Origin of the sequence: Candidatus Accumulibacter aalborgensis (genome assembly GCF_900089955.1) — a bacterium.
Lineage (GTDB): Bacteria > Pseudomonadota > Gammaproteobacteria > Burkholderiales > Rhodocyclaceae > Accumulibacter > Accumulibacter aalborgensis.
On record NZ_FLQX01000168.1, the window covers coordinates 1 to 13316 of the forward strand.

The 13316-nt window shown below is 60.2% G+C and carries 15 protein-coding genes; 12 read left to right on the top strand and 3 right to left on the bottom strand.

Going from position 1 to position 13316, the window contains the following annotated elements; genetic code table 11:
- The 3 genes from ACCAA_RS20950 to ACCAA_RS20960 form a co-directional block, all read left to right on the top strand.
- On the top strand, positions 1–833 hold an 833-nt coding region (locus tag ACCAA_RS20950), incomplete at its 5' end, for a reverse transcriptase domain-containing protein (protein ID WP_342674077.1).
- Positions 834–1037: 204 nt separating this feature from the next.
- Positions 1038–1304 (top strand): DUF4160 domain-containing protein, encoded by a 267-nt coding sequence (locus ACCAA_RS20955; RefSeq protein ID WP_186409201.1) that lies wholly within the window; start codon positions 1038–1040, stop codon positions 1302–1304.
- A gap of 7 nt (positions 1305–1311) precedes the next feature.
- A complete protein-coding gene (locus tag ACCAA_RS20960) occupies positions 1312–1605 on the top strand; it encodes a DUF2442 domain-containing protein (protein ID WP_186409190.1) in 294 nt (97 codons plus the stop codon).
- A 285-nt stretch (positions 1606–1890) separates the two neighbouring features.
- Here ACCAA_RS20960 and ACCAA_RS20965 read toward each other — a convergent pair whose 3' ends face one another.
- A complete protein-coding gene (locus tag ACCAA_RS20965) occupies positions 1891–3003 on the bottom strand; it encodes a DUF3616 domain-containing protein (protein ID WP_186409191.1) in 1113 nt (370 codons plus the stop codon).
- A gap of 202 nt (positions 3004–3205) precedes the next feature.
- Here ACCAA_RS20965 and ACCAA_RS20970 point away from each other — a divergent pair, with 202 nt between their 5' ends.
- Positions 3206–4027 (top strand): mechanosensitive ion channel family protein, encoded by an 822-nt coding sequence (locus ACCAA_RS20970; RefSeq protein ID WP_186409192.1) that lies wholly within the window; start codon positions 3206–3208, stop codon positions 4025–4027.
- A 49-nt stretch (positions 4028–4076) separates the two neighbouring features.
- Positions 4077–5237 carry a cardiolipin synthase ClsB gene (gene clsB, locus ACCAA_RS20975; RefSeq protein WP_186409193.1) on the top strand — a complete coding sequence of 387 codons (1161 nt, stop codon included), beginning with the start codon at positions 4077–4079 and terminating at the stop codon, positions 5235–5237.
- Here clsB and gluQRS read toward each other — a convergent pair.
- Positions 5234–6160, bottom strand: coding sequence for a tRNA glutamyl-Q(34) synthetase GluQRS (gluQRS, locus tag ACCAA_RS20980; protein WP_186409194.1), 927 nt, complete (start codon positions 6158–6160; stop codon positions 5234–5236). The two genes, clsB and gluQRS, sit on opposite strands and share 4 nt — an antisense overlap.
- A gap of 252 nt (positions 6161–6412) precedes the next feature.
- Here gluQRS and ACCAA_RS20985 point away from each other — a divergent pair, with 252 nt between their 5' ends.
- The 7 genes from ACCAA_RS20985 (at position 6413) to ACCAA_RS21015 (ending at position 12402) form a co-directional block, all read left to right on the top strand.
- Positions 6413–6715, top strand: a complete 303-nt coding sequence (locus ACCAA_RS20985) for a DUF2889 domain-containing protein (protein WP_342674078.1) — start codon at positions 6413–6415, stop codon at positions 6713–6715.
- Between the two features lie 81 nt (positions 6716–6796).
- The gene (gene sucC, locus ACCAA_RS20990; RefSeq protein WP_186409195.1) at positions 6797–7957 is read left to right on the top strand and encodes an ADP-forming succinate--CoA ligase subunit beta; all 1161 of its coding nucleotides are present in this window, start codon (positions 6797–6799) and stop codon (positions 7955–7957) included.
- A gap of 9 nt (positions 7958–7966) precedes the next feature.
- Positions 7967–8860, top strand: a complete 894-nt coding sequence (gene sucD, locus ACCAA_RS20995; protein ID WP_186409196.1) for a succinate--CoA ligase subunit alpha — start codon at positions 7967–7969, stop codon at positions 8858–8860.
- Positions 8861–9032: 172 nt separating this feature from the next.
- Positions 9033–9992, top strand: coding sequence for an ornithine cyclodeaminase family protein (locus ACCAA_RS21000; protein WP_186409197.1), 960 nt, complete (start codon positions 9033–9035; stop codon positions 9990–9992).
- A 40-nt stretch (positions 9993–10032) separates the two neighbouring features.
- Positions 10033–10872 (top strand): Stp1/IreP family PP2C-type Ser/Thr phosphatase, encoded by an 840-nt coding sequence (locus ACCAA_RS21005; protein ID WP_245754721.1) that lies wholly within the window; start codon positions 10033–10035, stop codon positions 10870–10872.
- 5 nt (positions 10873–10877) lie between these two features.
- Positions 10878–11549, top strand: a complete 672-nt coding sequence (locus ACCAA_RS21010) for an FHA domain-containing protein (protein ID WP_186409199.1) — start codon at positions 10878–10880, stop codon at positions 11547–11549.
- Positions 11550–11634: 85 nt separating this feature from the next.
- Complete coding sequence (locus tag ACCAA_RS21015) at positions 11635–12402, top strand: MBL fold metallo-hydrolase (protein ID WP_186409202.1); 768 nt, start codon at positions 11635–11637, stop codon at positions 12400–12402.
- 112 nt (positions 12403–12514) lie between these two features.
- Here ACCAA_RS21015 and ACCAA_RS21020 read toward each other — a convergent pair whose 3' ends face one another.
- A complete protein-coding gene (locus ACCAA_RS21020) occupies positions 12515–12979 on the bottom strand; it encodes a CopD family protein (RefSeq protein WP_186409200.1) in 465 nt (154 codons plus the stop codon).
- Positions 12980–13316 lie beyond the last annotated feature (337 nt).

The window sequence follows — 13316 nt, forward strand, 5'->3', positions numbered from 1 at the left end:
GGTTTGCCGCTCCCCGCGCTCCCTGCTATCCCGGCAGCAGCACAGGGGGAGTGAACGGTTACGTTGATAGTGCGATTTTGCACGTACTCAAGCTATGGCTCAAAGCGCCGGTCATCGAGGAGGACGAGGACGGCACACGGAAGCATGTCGGCGGCGGTAAAGCCAACAGCAAAGGCACCCCACAAGGTGGTGTGATATCGCCGCTGTTGTCGAACTGCTACCTGCATCTGCTTGATCGGATCTGGGTCAGGCAGCAATGCTGCGTGAAATTGAAGGCGCGAATCGTCCGGTATGCGGATGATTTTGTGGTGCTGTGCGGGGGCAAAGTTGACGCGCCCTTTGCCACGGTACGGCGAGTGCTGGATCGACTTGATCTCACGCTGAATGAGAGCAAGACACGCATTGTTGATGCAAGGAGAGAGAGTTTTACTTTCCTGGGATTTGAAATCAGGGTGAGCAAGAGTTGGCGGTCGGGCAAAAGCTATCCGCATGTCTGCCCGGCACCCAAATCGCTTGCGAAAATCAAGGAACGTATCAAGCAACAGACGGATCGACGGCTCACACCAGTACCCTTGGGCGACGTAGTGAAGAATATGAATGCCAGCCTTCGTGGTTGGGTAGGCGACTTCCACTACCGAAATTCCAGCAAGGTACTCGACAAGGTGAAAACGCAGGCCGAACAACGCTTGCGGACGCACCTGATGAAGCGTCACAAGATACAGGATCGGGGAGCAGCGTTACAGCGATTCCCACGTCAGAAGCTTTATGCGAACTACGGGTTATACAAAGTTCCGGTAACGGCAGGCTGGAAAACGGCGCATGCCTCGGTGTGAAGAACACCGGAAAGCCGTGTGCGGGCAAATCGCATGCACGGTTTGATGAGGGAGGATAGGTGAAGCAAACTATGGCAAGGCTATTGAGGCACCGCCAGACGAAAGGGGCGGTAACAGCTAGGCTAGGCCTAAGGAATGCAGAGCCTGTTCTCTACTCTACACGATTCCTTACCCTGACTCTTTAATCGATTCAAGGTCTTGACCATGCCGATTATTTCGATGTTTTACGGGATCATAATCCGCCTGTATCTGATTGACAACAAGCATCACAACCTGCCGCATATCCATGCGAAATACGCCGAATTCGAGGCGTCGATTGGTATCGGGGATGGCGAAATTCTGTCTGGAGAGTTGCCGCGAAAACAGTTGCGGCTGGTTCAGGCATGGATAGAACTGCGTCGCGATGAATTGATGGCGGATTGGGAACTGGCTGTCAGTGGCGAAAATCCGTACAAGATCGCTCCCCTGTGAGGCCACCATGTACTGGGATGCTCTGATCGTCAAACCACTTGCTGATTACCGTATCTACGTCGAACTCAAGGGCGGGCGCAAGGGTGTCTTCGACATGAAGCCTTATCTTGCTCACGGCGTCTTTCGCGAGTTAAGGAACGTGCCTTACTTCAACCAAGTGGGCATCGTGTTTGGTGCGGTGACCTGGCCCAACGAGCAGGACATTGCTCCGGAGACCTTGCTTGCTGAAATGGTGCCACTGGAATCGGCAACTGCCTCTGGCGAGACGCTCCAGAGGGACGCGTCGCAAGGTCGTCGGTAAACGGGGACACCTTTTTTTGGGCCGGCTGCAGCGTCGTAACCGTAGTAGCCGTAGGATGCGCTGACCGAGGGGAAGCGCATCGGTCGCAATTAATGCGCTCCGTACGTCAGCACATCCTGTTGGCAATGGCAGCCAACGGGTCGTGAACAACGCTCGATTCCTCATCCTGCCGTGAGTCGAAGGCAAGAATCTGGCCTTGTCCATCTTGCCTCGCGCAGATGGCGAGTCCAGCCAAAAGCGCCCATAGTAACCATGCCCGCGGAGTGATTTGGCGTGAGTGGCCGGCTAGCGCGCCACAGTAAACGTCAGCGCTCCTCCATCGCACATCCCGTCCGACAACACCAGCAGTTTATACGCAAGCGGCGTCTCCTCCAGAATGGTCATGGCCTCGGGTTTAAGCTTTTCATCTGTACAGACGCGGTTTTCGCCCTGTGTCAGTTTACGCAGTTTGACCCCCCTTATATCGAGAGCGGCCAGCGGCTTGGGCGTCACGCTCTTGCCGTCCCACCAAGAGATGGTCCAACTCACGCCCTTCTTGTTGGCCGGGTCATCATTCGGACCCGCCAAGAGCAGAAAGCCGGTTTTCACGGCCACCATGTCGCGTATGCCGCGTCCCACGCCGAGCTCGACTGGCTTGACGAGGGCCTTCGGGTCGCCGCCCTCGAACAGCTCTGCAGCATCGACGACGAGTATACTGGCGCGGCCCCGTTTGGCCGGGCTACGGAAGCCGAAATACAGTTTCCCGTCCTTGACCGCCAGGCCTTCAATGTTGACACCGCACGTGTCTTCTCTCACGTGGGCCATGAGTTCGGTTTGCAACTGCATGATGGACCACAGGCGGCCGGTGTCGGCATAGTCCACCAACCTGCCCTGTGGGTCGCTTGCTGGAGAGCGCAGCGCGCGACCGGTGGCGGGGTCCAGGCGGAAGCGGATGACATGGCGGCTGAAAATGTTGCTCCTGCAGCCTTCACGTCTGGCCGAGTGCGAGCCGGTGATGTAAAAGTAGGTGCCGTCGGTGGCCGCGCCCTCGGCGTCCAGTTCGCCCTCGTCGGCGCGCAGAGTGACTCCCCCTCGATCGACGGCGAGCTCATTGTTGAGGACGGTGGCGAAACGCGCCTCAACGCCTTCATCGAAGACCATCAAGCAGATGCGCTGGTGTGCCGCGTTGAGGTTGCACGCTATGCCGCTGAGAGCCTTGCGAGTTTGCTCTTCCTCCTTTTTCCTTAGCCCGAATCGAAAGCCACTTCCACTATCCCAGAGGCCGCTGGTGGGGCGCACGGTGGGGATATCGAGCGGCGTCTGCGCGTGCGCACTGACCAGCACCAGCAGCAGAATAGCGGTGAGCCCCGAGGCGAAACGGTGCCGGTGTGGGGAAAGGCGGGTTGCACACGGATTCATGGCAGTAGTCTCATCGCAAATGTACCGCAAGGATCATGGTTGCTTGCGCAGCCCAGGCTGCGGCAGCACCTAACTATTGAACTTATTATCGCCGATCCAGGAAGGTCTGAACGGATGGAGGGGCAGCAGGGTGAGGCCGGGGCTTGCACTGTGGTCACTACGATGGGACACTGATCACACCTTTAGCGATGGAGAGAAACGAATGAATGCGCAAGACATATCACGTTGGCAGGATCTGGCCATCCAGTACGCCTCGGATCTTGGCGTCAAGATGCTGGCGGCGATTGCCTTCTGGGTTATCGGTCGCTGGCTGATTGGCCGCGTTGGCAGCCTGATCCAGAGCGCGCTGGAACGTCAGAAGGTCGATGCCACGATCATGCGCTACCTCGGCACGGTGATCAATGTCACTCTGAATATCGTGCTGGTAATCGGCATTCTGGGCTATTTCGGCATCCAGACCACCAGTTTTGCCGCACTCTTCGCCGCCGCTGGTGTGGCCATCGGCCTGGCCTGGTCGGGGCTGCTGGCCAACTTCGCCGGCGGCGTTTTCCTGATCATCCTGCGGCCGATCAAGGTGGGCGATTTCGTGACCGTCGGTGGCGTTACCGGCACGATAAAGGAAGTTGGCCTGTTCGTCTCGGCGATCAACACACCGGACAACGTCATGACGCTGGTTGGCAACAGCAAGATCTTCTCCGACACCATCCAGAACTTCTCGACCAACCCCTATCGTCGGGTTGATTTGAAAGCGCAGTTGTCGGGGGCGGCTGACCATGCGGCGGCGATGGTGCTGCTCAAGGAAAAGATCGCCACCATTGCGAACGTGCTGCCGAGTCCGCCGGTCGACGTCGAGATCCTCGAGTTCAATCTCGTCGGCCCCGTGCTGGCCGTACGTCCGTACTGCCACACCGATCACTACTGGCAGGTCTACTTCGACACCAACCGGACCATCCGCGAAGCGCTCAACGCGGCTGGCTTCCCGGCGCCGATGCCGGCGCAAGTGGTGTTCGTCAATCAGCAGTAGGCAGGGATAGGCGGCGGCGCGGGAGTTCGGGAAGCGATTCCCCTGCGCGATGGCCGCCAGGTTCCTGTCCGGTAACGACCTCACCTTGCTGCGCTGCGGTGCCGAGTATTTTCCGGCGCTGATCACGGCCATCGACGAGGCAAAGCACGAGGTCCATCTCGAAAGTTACATTTTCGAGGACGATGCGACCGGCCGCGCCGTCGCCGAAGCGATGGCCAGAGCCGCCTGGCGCGGTGTCAAGGTGCGGGTTCTCGTCGACGGCTTCGGTGCCCGCGAGTTTGCTGATCGCCTGCAACCGGGGCTGATCGCGGCGGGAGTTCAGGCGATGGTCTACCGGCCAGACAGCGCATGGTTTCTGTTGCGTCGCCATCGCCTGCGTCGCCTGCACCGCAAACTGGCGGTGATTGATGGGCGAATCGGCTTCGTCGGCGGCATCAACGTCATTGACGACATCAATACCGCACTTCACCTGCCACCGCGGCATGACTACTCGGTTCGTGTCGAAGGTCCGCTGCTGATGCCGATCCAGGAAGCGCTGTATCGGCTCTGGGAACTCGTCGTCTGGGCAAAACTCAACCGTCGCTACCGCTTGACGAGGGCGTCGCTCACACCTCCGGTGCCATGTGGGTCTCAGACGGCCGCCTTCCTGGTGCGTGATAGCGTCCGCCATCGGCGTGACATCGAAGACGCGTACCTTGAGGCCATCGCCGCCGCGCAGGAAGACATCCTGCTCGCCAACGCCTACTTCCTGCCTGGACGCCGTTTCCGGCGTGCCCTGTGCGATGCGGCGAAGCGCGGCGTGCGGGTGGTGATCCTGCTCCAGGGACGCGTCGAGTACCGGCTTATGCACTACGCCACACAGGCACTGTATGGCAAGTTGCTGGGCGCCGGCATCCACATCTTCGAGTACCGGCGCAGCTTCCTGCATGCCAAGGTGGCGGTCGTCGACAGACGCTGGGCGACCGTCGGTTCGTCGAACATCGATCCTTTCAGCCTGTTGCTGGCCAGAGAAGCGAACATCGTTGTCGATGATGCCAGCTTTGCCGACGACCTTCACCGCAGTCTGCGCCAGGCGATGCAGAAGGGCGCTCACCGATTGCCTGCCGATAGCTGGCAGCGGTTACCGTGGACTTCGCGCCTGCTGCGCTTGGCGAGCTACAATCTGGTTCGCATCCTCGTCGGGATGACTGGTTATGGCCGCAGGCGCTAACCGGGGAAGGCTCCGCGCAGCGCCGGCACCTGCCTGATCGACCAGGTATCGGTGGCCCAGCGCCAGATGTCGGTGAGCGGTCCACGACTGAGCTCCTGCGGAACGGGGTGGCCAAGAAAACGCAGCACAGCCGCCACTACCTCGCTGCCTTCCGACGGGTCGACCGCTTTGGCGCGTGTCTGTTTGGAAAGCTTCTCGCCGACGGCGTTGGTGACTACCGGCAGGTGAGCGTAAGTCGGAGTCGGGAGCCCCAGTCGTTGCTGCAGCCAGATCTGGCGTGGCGTCGAAGCGAGCAGGTCGACGCCGCGGACGACCGCGTTGACTCCTTGTGCGGCATCGTCGACGACGACCGCCAATTGGTAGGCGAATTGCCCGTCGGCACGCAGCAGAATGAAGTCTCCGACGGCGCGTTCAAGATTCTGTCGCACACGCCCCTGCACGCGATCGTCAAACGAAATTTCGTCATCCGGTACGCGCATTCGCCAGGCTCGCGCCGCGCGTCCGTCGGCCAGACCGCGACGGCAGATTCCAGGGTAGATCAGCCCGCCATCGACAGATGTGGGCGGTGAACAGGCGGCAATCTCGCGCCGCGAGCAGGCGCAAGGATAGGCATAGTCCCGGCGTTGCAGGCTAACCAGGGCGGCGCGATAGAGATCCAGTCGCTGGCTCTGGACGAGCACTCGACCATCCCATTGAAGCCCGAAGCCTTCGAGCGTACGCAGGATGCCATCAGCCGCTCCGGGGACGGTCCGCGTCAGGTCAACGTCCTCGATGCGCAGCAGCCATTCGCCGCCGTGGGCGCGGGCATCGAGATAGCTCGCCACTGCGGCGACCAGCGAGCCGAAGTGCAGGGGGCCGGTCGGGGAAGGCGCAAAACGGCCGCGATAGAGCTTGCGACCGCGCTCGTCGATTAGCTTGAACATGCCCCTTCTCCCTCGGCGTCAGAGACCGCCATAATTATGAATTTCGCCAAGAATGCCAAGCCATTCTGGTGTAGAATTTGATGCCAGTTGCGCGGCCGTGACGGGCTCGCAAATCCCCTCAGGATCATTGATGCCGCTGCCCCCACCCGCTGCCCAACGTACCCGAATGCACGTTCGCAGCGTCCAGCTCGACGGTTACAAGCGCGCCGATGGCCGCTGGGACCTCTGGATGCGCTTGCCTGCACCGATGCCATGCCCTACATCGGCTACTGCGACCGGATCACGCCGGATTACGCACAGATCATCGGACTCAACCTGTTTCATGGTTTCCGTAGCGCAGTGAATGACCTTTTTCGTGGCAAGCACTGTTGCTCGAAGATCAGCGAACTGCTGATGTTCCTGCCCACTGCGGCGCTGCAGACTTTTGCCAGTGACGTGCGCGACGACGACGATAGCGGGCCCTGTCAGCTCGACCATTGCCACGCGCTGGATTCGCATTCGGACGCAGTACGGCGCTTGTACCCGCGCTGCTACCGCGGCCAGAAGCCTGGGTAGGATATCCTACCCGTGGTTCGTTACTTAGTTACTCGTTACATTTGTTACATTTCGCAACCTTAACTCAAGCAAGGAAAGCGCATGAAAATTCACGAATATCAGGGCAAGGAACTCCTGAAAAAATTCGGCGTCGTGGTTCCGCGCGGGGTGTTCTGTCCATCCGTCGATGATGCGGTCAAGGCAGCCGAAACCCTGGGGGGCAAGGTCTGGGTCGTGAAGGCCCAGATTCATGCTGGTGGTCGTGGCAAGGGCGGTGGCGTCAAGGTGGCCAAGTCGCTGGACGAAGTTCGCCAGTACGCCAGCGAGATCCTCGGCATGCAGCTCGTCACCCACCAGACCGGGCCGGTAGGCCAGAAGGTGCGGCGCTTGCTGGTCGAGGAGGGGGCTGACATCCGCAAGGAGTACTACGTCGCTGCACTGACCGACCGCACCACGCAGAAGGTCGCGATGATGGCTTCCTCCGAAGGGGGCATGGATATCGAGAAGGTTGCTCACGACACTCCGGAAAAAATCCTCAAAGTATTCATCGACCCGATCGACGGTCTGAGCGACGAGCAGGCGGCCGGACTGGCCACCGGCATAGGCGTTCCCGCCGACTCCGTCGCCAAGGCGGTTGCGGCGCTCAAGAGCCTCTACCAGTGCTACATGGAAACCGACGCCTCGCTGGCCGAAATCAATCCGCTGATCCTCGAGGGCAACGGCAACATCAAGGCCATCGACGCCAAGTTCAACTTCGACTCCAACGCGCTCTATCGGCAGCCGGAGATCGTTGCCTACCGCGACCTCGACGAAGAGGATCCGGACGAACTCGAAGCCTCCAAGTTCGACCTTTCGTATATCTCGCTCGACGGCAACATCGGCTGCCTGGTCAACGGCGCCGGCCTGGCGATGGCGACGATGGACACCATCAAGCTGTTCGGTGCCGAGCCGGCCAACTTCCTCGACGTCGGCGGTGGTGCGACCACCGAGAAAGTCACCGAGGCCTTCCAGATCATGCTCAGAAATCCCAAGGTCAAGGGGATTCTGGTCAACATTTTCGGTGGCATCATGCGCTGCGACACGATCGCCACCGGCGTCGTTGCCGCCGCTCGGGAAACCCATCTCTCGGTGCCGCTGGTGGTGCGCATGAAAGGGACCAACGAAGACATCGGCAAGAAGATCCTCAGCGATTCGGGTCTGCCGATCATCACTGCGGATTCAATGGCTGATGCCGCCACCAAGATCGTTGCTGCGGTCAGTTAAGGAGCCAAAATGTCGATTCTGATTAATAAAGACACCAAGATCATCACCCAGGGCATCACCGGCAAGACTGGCCAGTTCCACACCGAGAAGTGCCAGGAGTACGCTAACGGCAAGAACTGTTTTGTCGCCGGAGTGAACCCGAAAAAGGCCGGGGAGAGCATTTTCGGGATTCCGATCTTTGGTTCGGTCAAGGACGCCGCCGCTGCGACTGGCGCCACCGTCTCGGTAATCTACGTGCCGCCGCCAGGCGCCGCCGCAGCGATCTGGGAAGCGGTCGAGGCCGATCTCGATCTGGTGGTCTGCATTACCGAAGGCATCCCGGTGCGCGACATGCTGGTCGTGCGCAACAAGATGCTCAGGAAGGAAGCTGCAGGTGGCAAGAAAACCCTGCTGCTGGGTCCGAACTGCCCCGGCCTGATCACCCCGGATGAAGTGAAGATCGGCATCATGCCGGGTCATATCCACCGCAAGGGGCGCATCGGCGTGGTGTCGCGGTCAGGCACCCTGACCTACGAAGCCGTTGGCCAGTTGACCGAAATCGGCCTTGGCCAGTCGTCAGCGGTAGGGACCGGTGGCGACCCGATCAACGGGCTCAAACACATCGACATCATGCGTCTGTTCAACGACGACCCGGATACTGACGCGGTGGTCATGATCGGTGAGATCGGCGGCCCCGATGAAGCCGACGCAGCGGTGTGGTGCAAGGCAAACATGAAGAAGCCGATCGTTGGTTTCATTGCCGGCGTCACCGCTCCGGCCGGCAAGCGCATGGGCCACGCAGGTGCGCTGATCTCGGGCGGCGCCGACACCGCTGATGCCAAACTCGCGATCATGGAGGAATGTGGCTTCACGGTGACCCGCGATCCGTCGGAAATGGGCAAGCTGATCAAGGCGCTGATATAGGTCGACTGTGCTGGTCGCAAGTCGCAGCGAAGAGGGCAGACTGCGGTCTGCCCGTTTGTTCTTGCTGAGCGTCATTTGCCGGTAGAATCGTTGTCCAAGCGGTCTGAGAAGTTGCCCCCGGAACTCCGTGGGCAACCCGCGGCGATCACTTGATTTCAGATGCGAGAAAGAAATGGCCCTGTTCCTGAGTGAGAATGACGTTGAATCACTGTTGACCATGTCGCTGGCACTGGGTGCGGTCGAGGAAGCACATCGTGCGCTCTCGTCGCGGCAGGGCAGCGATGTTCCTCGGCAACGGACGCGCTTGCCGCAGACCACACTGCACCTCCTGCAGGGAGCGTTGCCCTCACTCGACGCCATCGGCTACAAGGCCTATACCAGCAATCGATCGGGCGTGCGTTTCCTGGTGCATCTTTATCGCGCGTCGACTGGTGTCCTGCGGGCGGTGATCGAAGCCGACCGTCTGGGAATGATGCGTACCGCCGCTGCGTCCGGTGTGGCGACGCGCTGGTTGGCAAGACCTGACGCGCGGGTGGCGGGAGTGTTTGGCGCCGGCTGGCAGGCCGAGGGGCATCTCGAAGCCCTTGTCGCGGTCCGCCCACTGCAGCGGGTCAAGGTCCATGCCCGTCATAGCGACCGGTTGGCCGCCTTTTGTTCGCGAATGTCTGAACGTCTCGACATCGAGGTTGTGCCGACCGCTTCGCCGGAAGATGTGGTGCGCGGCAGCGACATCGTGAGCACGGTCACAACTTCGGCTACCCCGCTATTCAAAGCCGAATGGCTGTCACCTGGCACGCATATCAATGCCGCTGGTTCGAATTCATTGATTCGCCGCGAACTCGGCGAGGATGTTCTAAAACGTTGCTCGCCGATCGTCGTTGACAGCATCGAAACGGCGCTTCGCGAGGCCGGCGATCTGCTGCCGGTGCTCGAAAAAGGGCGCTTGCAGGCGCGAGACCTGCTCGAACTGGGCGACGTGATCTGCGGGCGTCAAGCCGGGCGTTCGACGAGCGACGAAATTACCCTGTTCGAGTCACAGGGTATGGCGATACAGGATCTGGCGCTTGCCGCCCGCCTTGAGCCCCTGGCGCGTGAGAACGGTCTGGGCGTCGAATTGCCTTATGGCGGGTAGTATTGAGACAATGGCCACTCATCAGTCAGGTGGAGAACCTGTGGCAAACAGTCTTGCTGGCGCGCTGGAGATCGTCGTTCGTTCTGACCCCGGCCTTGTCCGGGGTCAGAACGAAGATTCGGTGTTGGCCAACGCCGATCAGGGGCTGGCGATACTCGCCGACGGGATGGGCGGTTACAACGCCGGTGAGGTGGCCAGCGGCATGGCGACGACGCTCTTGTCGACGGGGTTGAAAGCGGCTTTCAAGGCCACTGCAGGGTACGAAAAGGACCGCTTGACCGGACAGCCGTTTGCGCTTGCCTGTCTGGTCGACCAAATCGCGGTGGTCAATACGGCGATCTATCGTGCATCAGAGAGCCAGTCGCAATTGGGCGGCATGGGCACCACTCTCGTGGCCGCCGTGTTTTGTGACGACCGCGTCTTCGTGGCACATGTCGGCGACTCGCGCCTGTACCGTCTGCGTGGCGAAGAGTTCGTGGCCTTGACTCGGGATCACTCGCTCTTGCAGGAGCAACTTGACAGCGGCCTGATTTCGGCCGAAGAGGCGCGTTACTCGACGAACCGGAACCTGGTGACGCGTGCCGTCGGGATCGATCCTGAGGTGGACGCCGAGATTCATGCCCACCGGGTGGTGCCGGGCGATATCTATCTGCTCTGTTCCGACGGCCTGTACGACATGGTCGATGAGGCGGACATTCAGCATGCCCTCGACATGCATGGTGCGAATCTTGAAGTCACGGCCAGGGAGTTGATTCAGATGGCTAATGACAATGGCGGGGACGACAACATTTCGCTAATTGTGGTCAAAATCCGGCGCGAGTTCCCTGCGGCCAGGCGGGGCTGGGCGAAACTCTGGTCATGGTTTAGACAAGGACGATAAAAGCAATGGCAAAGCTGATACTGAGCATGGATGGGCTGGTGCTCAAGGAAATCCCGCTGGTCAAGGATCGCATGAGTATCGGCCGCAAGGCACACAACGACGTTCAGATTGACAATATGGCCATCAGTGGCGAGCATGCGGCGGTGGTCACCATTCTCAGCGATTCTTTCCTCGAGGATCTGAACAGTACCAATGGAACCATGGTCAACGGTCAGCCGGTCAAGAAGCATTTCCTCAAAGATGGCGATGTCATAGAGCTTGGCAAGTACAAGATGAAGTATCTTACCGCCGCCCTGGCGGCGACCGAGCCCACCGGTTTCACTGACGGAAGCTCGGCCGAGGCACTGGCGGTGGCCGATGGTCGTCGGGTCGGCAGCCCGCCGTCGGCCACGACGACGCCAGGTAGTGCTGCCCCACCGCCCGCCGCCATCATGTTGCTCAACGGTTCGAACGCCGGGCGCGAGCTGCCATTGACCAAAGCGCTGACGACACTGGGCAGGCCTGGGCAAGTGGCGGTGATTGCCAGGCAACCGCAAGGGTATTTCCTCACCCACGTCGAGGGAGCAAGCTTTCCGGTGCTCAATGGCAAAACTCTCGACGCACAGGCTCATCGTCTCGATGACCATGACGTGATCGAGCTTGCCGGCGTGAAAATGGAATTTTTCGTCAAGACCTGATGAACCGTCGTGCCCTGCGTGGGCCAAGCCAACAGCAGCGGCGCCGCCTGTTCAAGGCGAGCGGCCAGCGCTTCATGGAGCCATGATGAGAGTAAGGGTTCTCGGCTGTAGTGGTGGAATTGGCGGCAGTCATCTGCGAACCACTTCCATGTTGGTCGATGATGACGTTCTCGTCGATGCCGGAACGGGCGTGGCCGACCTGTCTCTGGCCGAGCTGGCGGTCATCGACCATGTCTTCCTGACCCACTCGCATCTTGATCACATCGCCTCGTTGCCCCTGCTGGTCGATTCGGTCAGCGATCTGCGCAACAAGCCACTGATTGTCCATGCGACGGCGGCGACGCTCGAGATCATCGGCAAGCACATTTTCAACTGGGCGATCTGGCCGGATTTCAGGGTGATACCGAGTCCCGAGAAGGCCGTCATGCGCTGGCAGCCGATGGCCCTCGGACAGTCGGTACGGCTGGGTCGGAGAGTGATTACGGCGCTTCCCGCCGAGCACACAGTTCCTGCAGTGGGCTACCAGCTCGACTCAGGGGCTGGCAGCCTGGTGTTTACCGGTGATACGACGGTCAATGATTCTTTCTGGCCGGTGGTCAATCGCATTGCCAATCTGCGCTATCTACTGATCGAAACAGCCTTTCCGAACCGTGAGCAAGTCCTTGCTGAAATCTCCAGACACCTGTGCCCAAACATGCTGTTGGCTGAGTTGAAGAAGTTGACGATCGCTGCCGAGATCTACATCAGTCACCTGAAGCCCAGCCAGATCGAGTTGACGATGGCTGAAATCGAGGCCTGCGCGGGTGACTTCAAGCCAAGGATGCTGCAGAACAATCAGGTCTTCGAGTTCTGAGTACAGCGCAGGAAAAGCGTGTCTCAGTCAACCAGATGGCAGGGCAGGGCAAGCGTTCGCCGTCCCTCCTTAATCAAACAGCGCCTGCAGTCGACGCTCCATCAAGGCGACTCTACGAGACGAGGTAGCGTCCAAGGGTGGCGAAGGCCATTGTTATCAGCCCGAGGAACAGGTTTATGCCGACTATCTGTCGGATGCGGTTCAAGGCCGCGCCGCCAGCTTGCCAGTCCTCGATCTCGACGGCGCGCGCCAGCGCCCTGTAAGGGCCGGTGGCCACGTAGATGTAAATGGCGATCATGACTACCCCGCTGACCAGCATCAGGTACCAGCTCGACGGTGCCGCGCCAAAGCCGTGCTGCCAGAGCATAATCAGTCCGCTGGCTGGAATCAGGATGACCGCCCACCAGACCCAGACGAAAAAGCGCGAGAATACCCCATACCACAGCCGCAGGCGCTGCGGTGGATCGAACAACTCGACAGCCGTTGGCCGCAGGCAGACGTAGGCAAAGAACATACCGCCAACCCAGACGACGACGCTGGCGATGTGCAGGAACAGGAGCAAGGGTTGGCTATTCATGGTGCTGGTCCGTCAGTGGGCGATGCCTGGTCGACGCCGGCCGCCGCGACGGCAAAATCCAGCCGCTGGATCCTGTGGCGCCAGTGGCCGCCTTCCCAGTAGACGCGCCGGCTTCCTCCGAGGTGATGCAGCAGAAGCAATTGGGTTTGGCATGGGCATCCTCTCGTGGCACGAAGCGATACAACCAACATAGTACCTGCAAAGGTCGGTTGGGGTGATGGAGGAACCCGAACGCCCTCTGCGCCCTTCAATGTTGGCGTTCGTTCCTCACCCCATGTTGCCGGCGGAGTAAATCCGCATAAATCTGGCGGCAGTAATTGGCGGCGAGAAGGGCAAG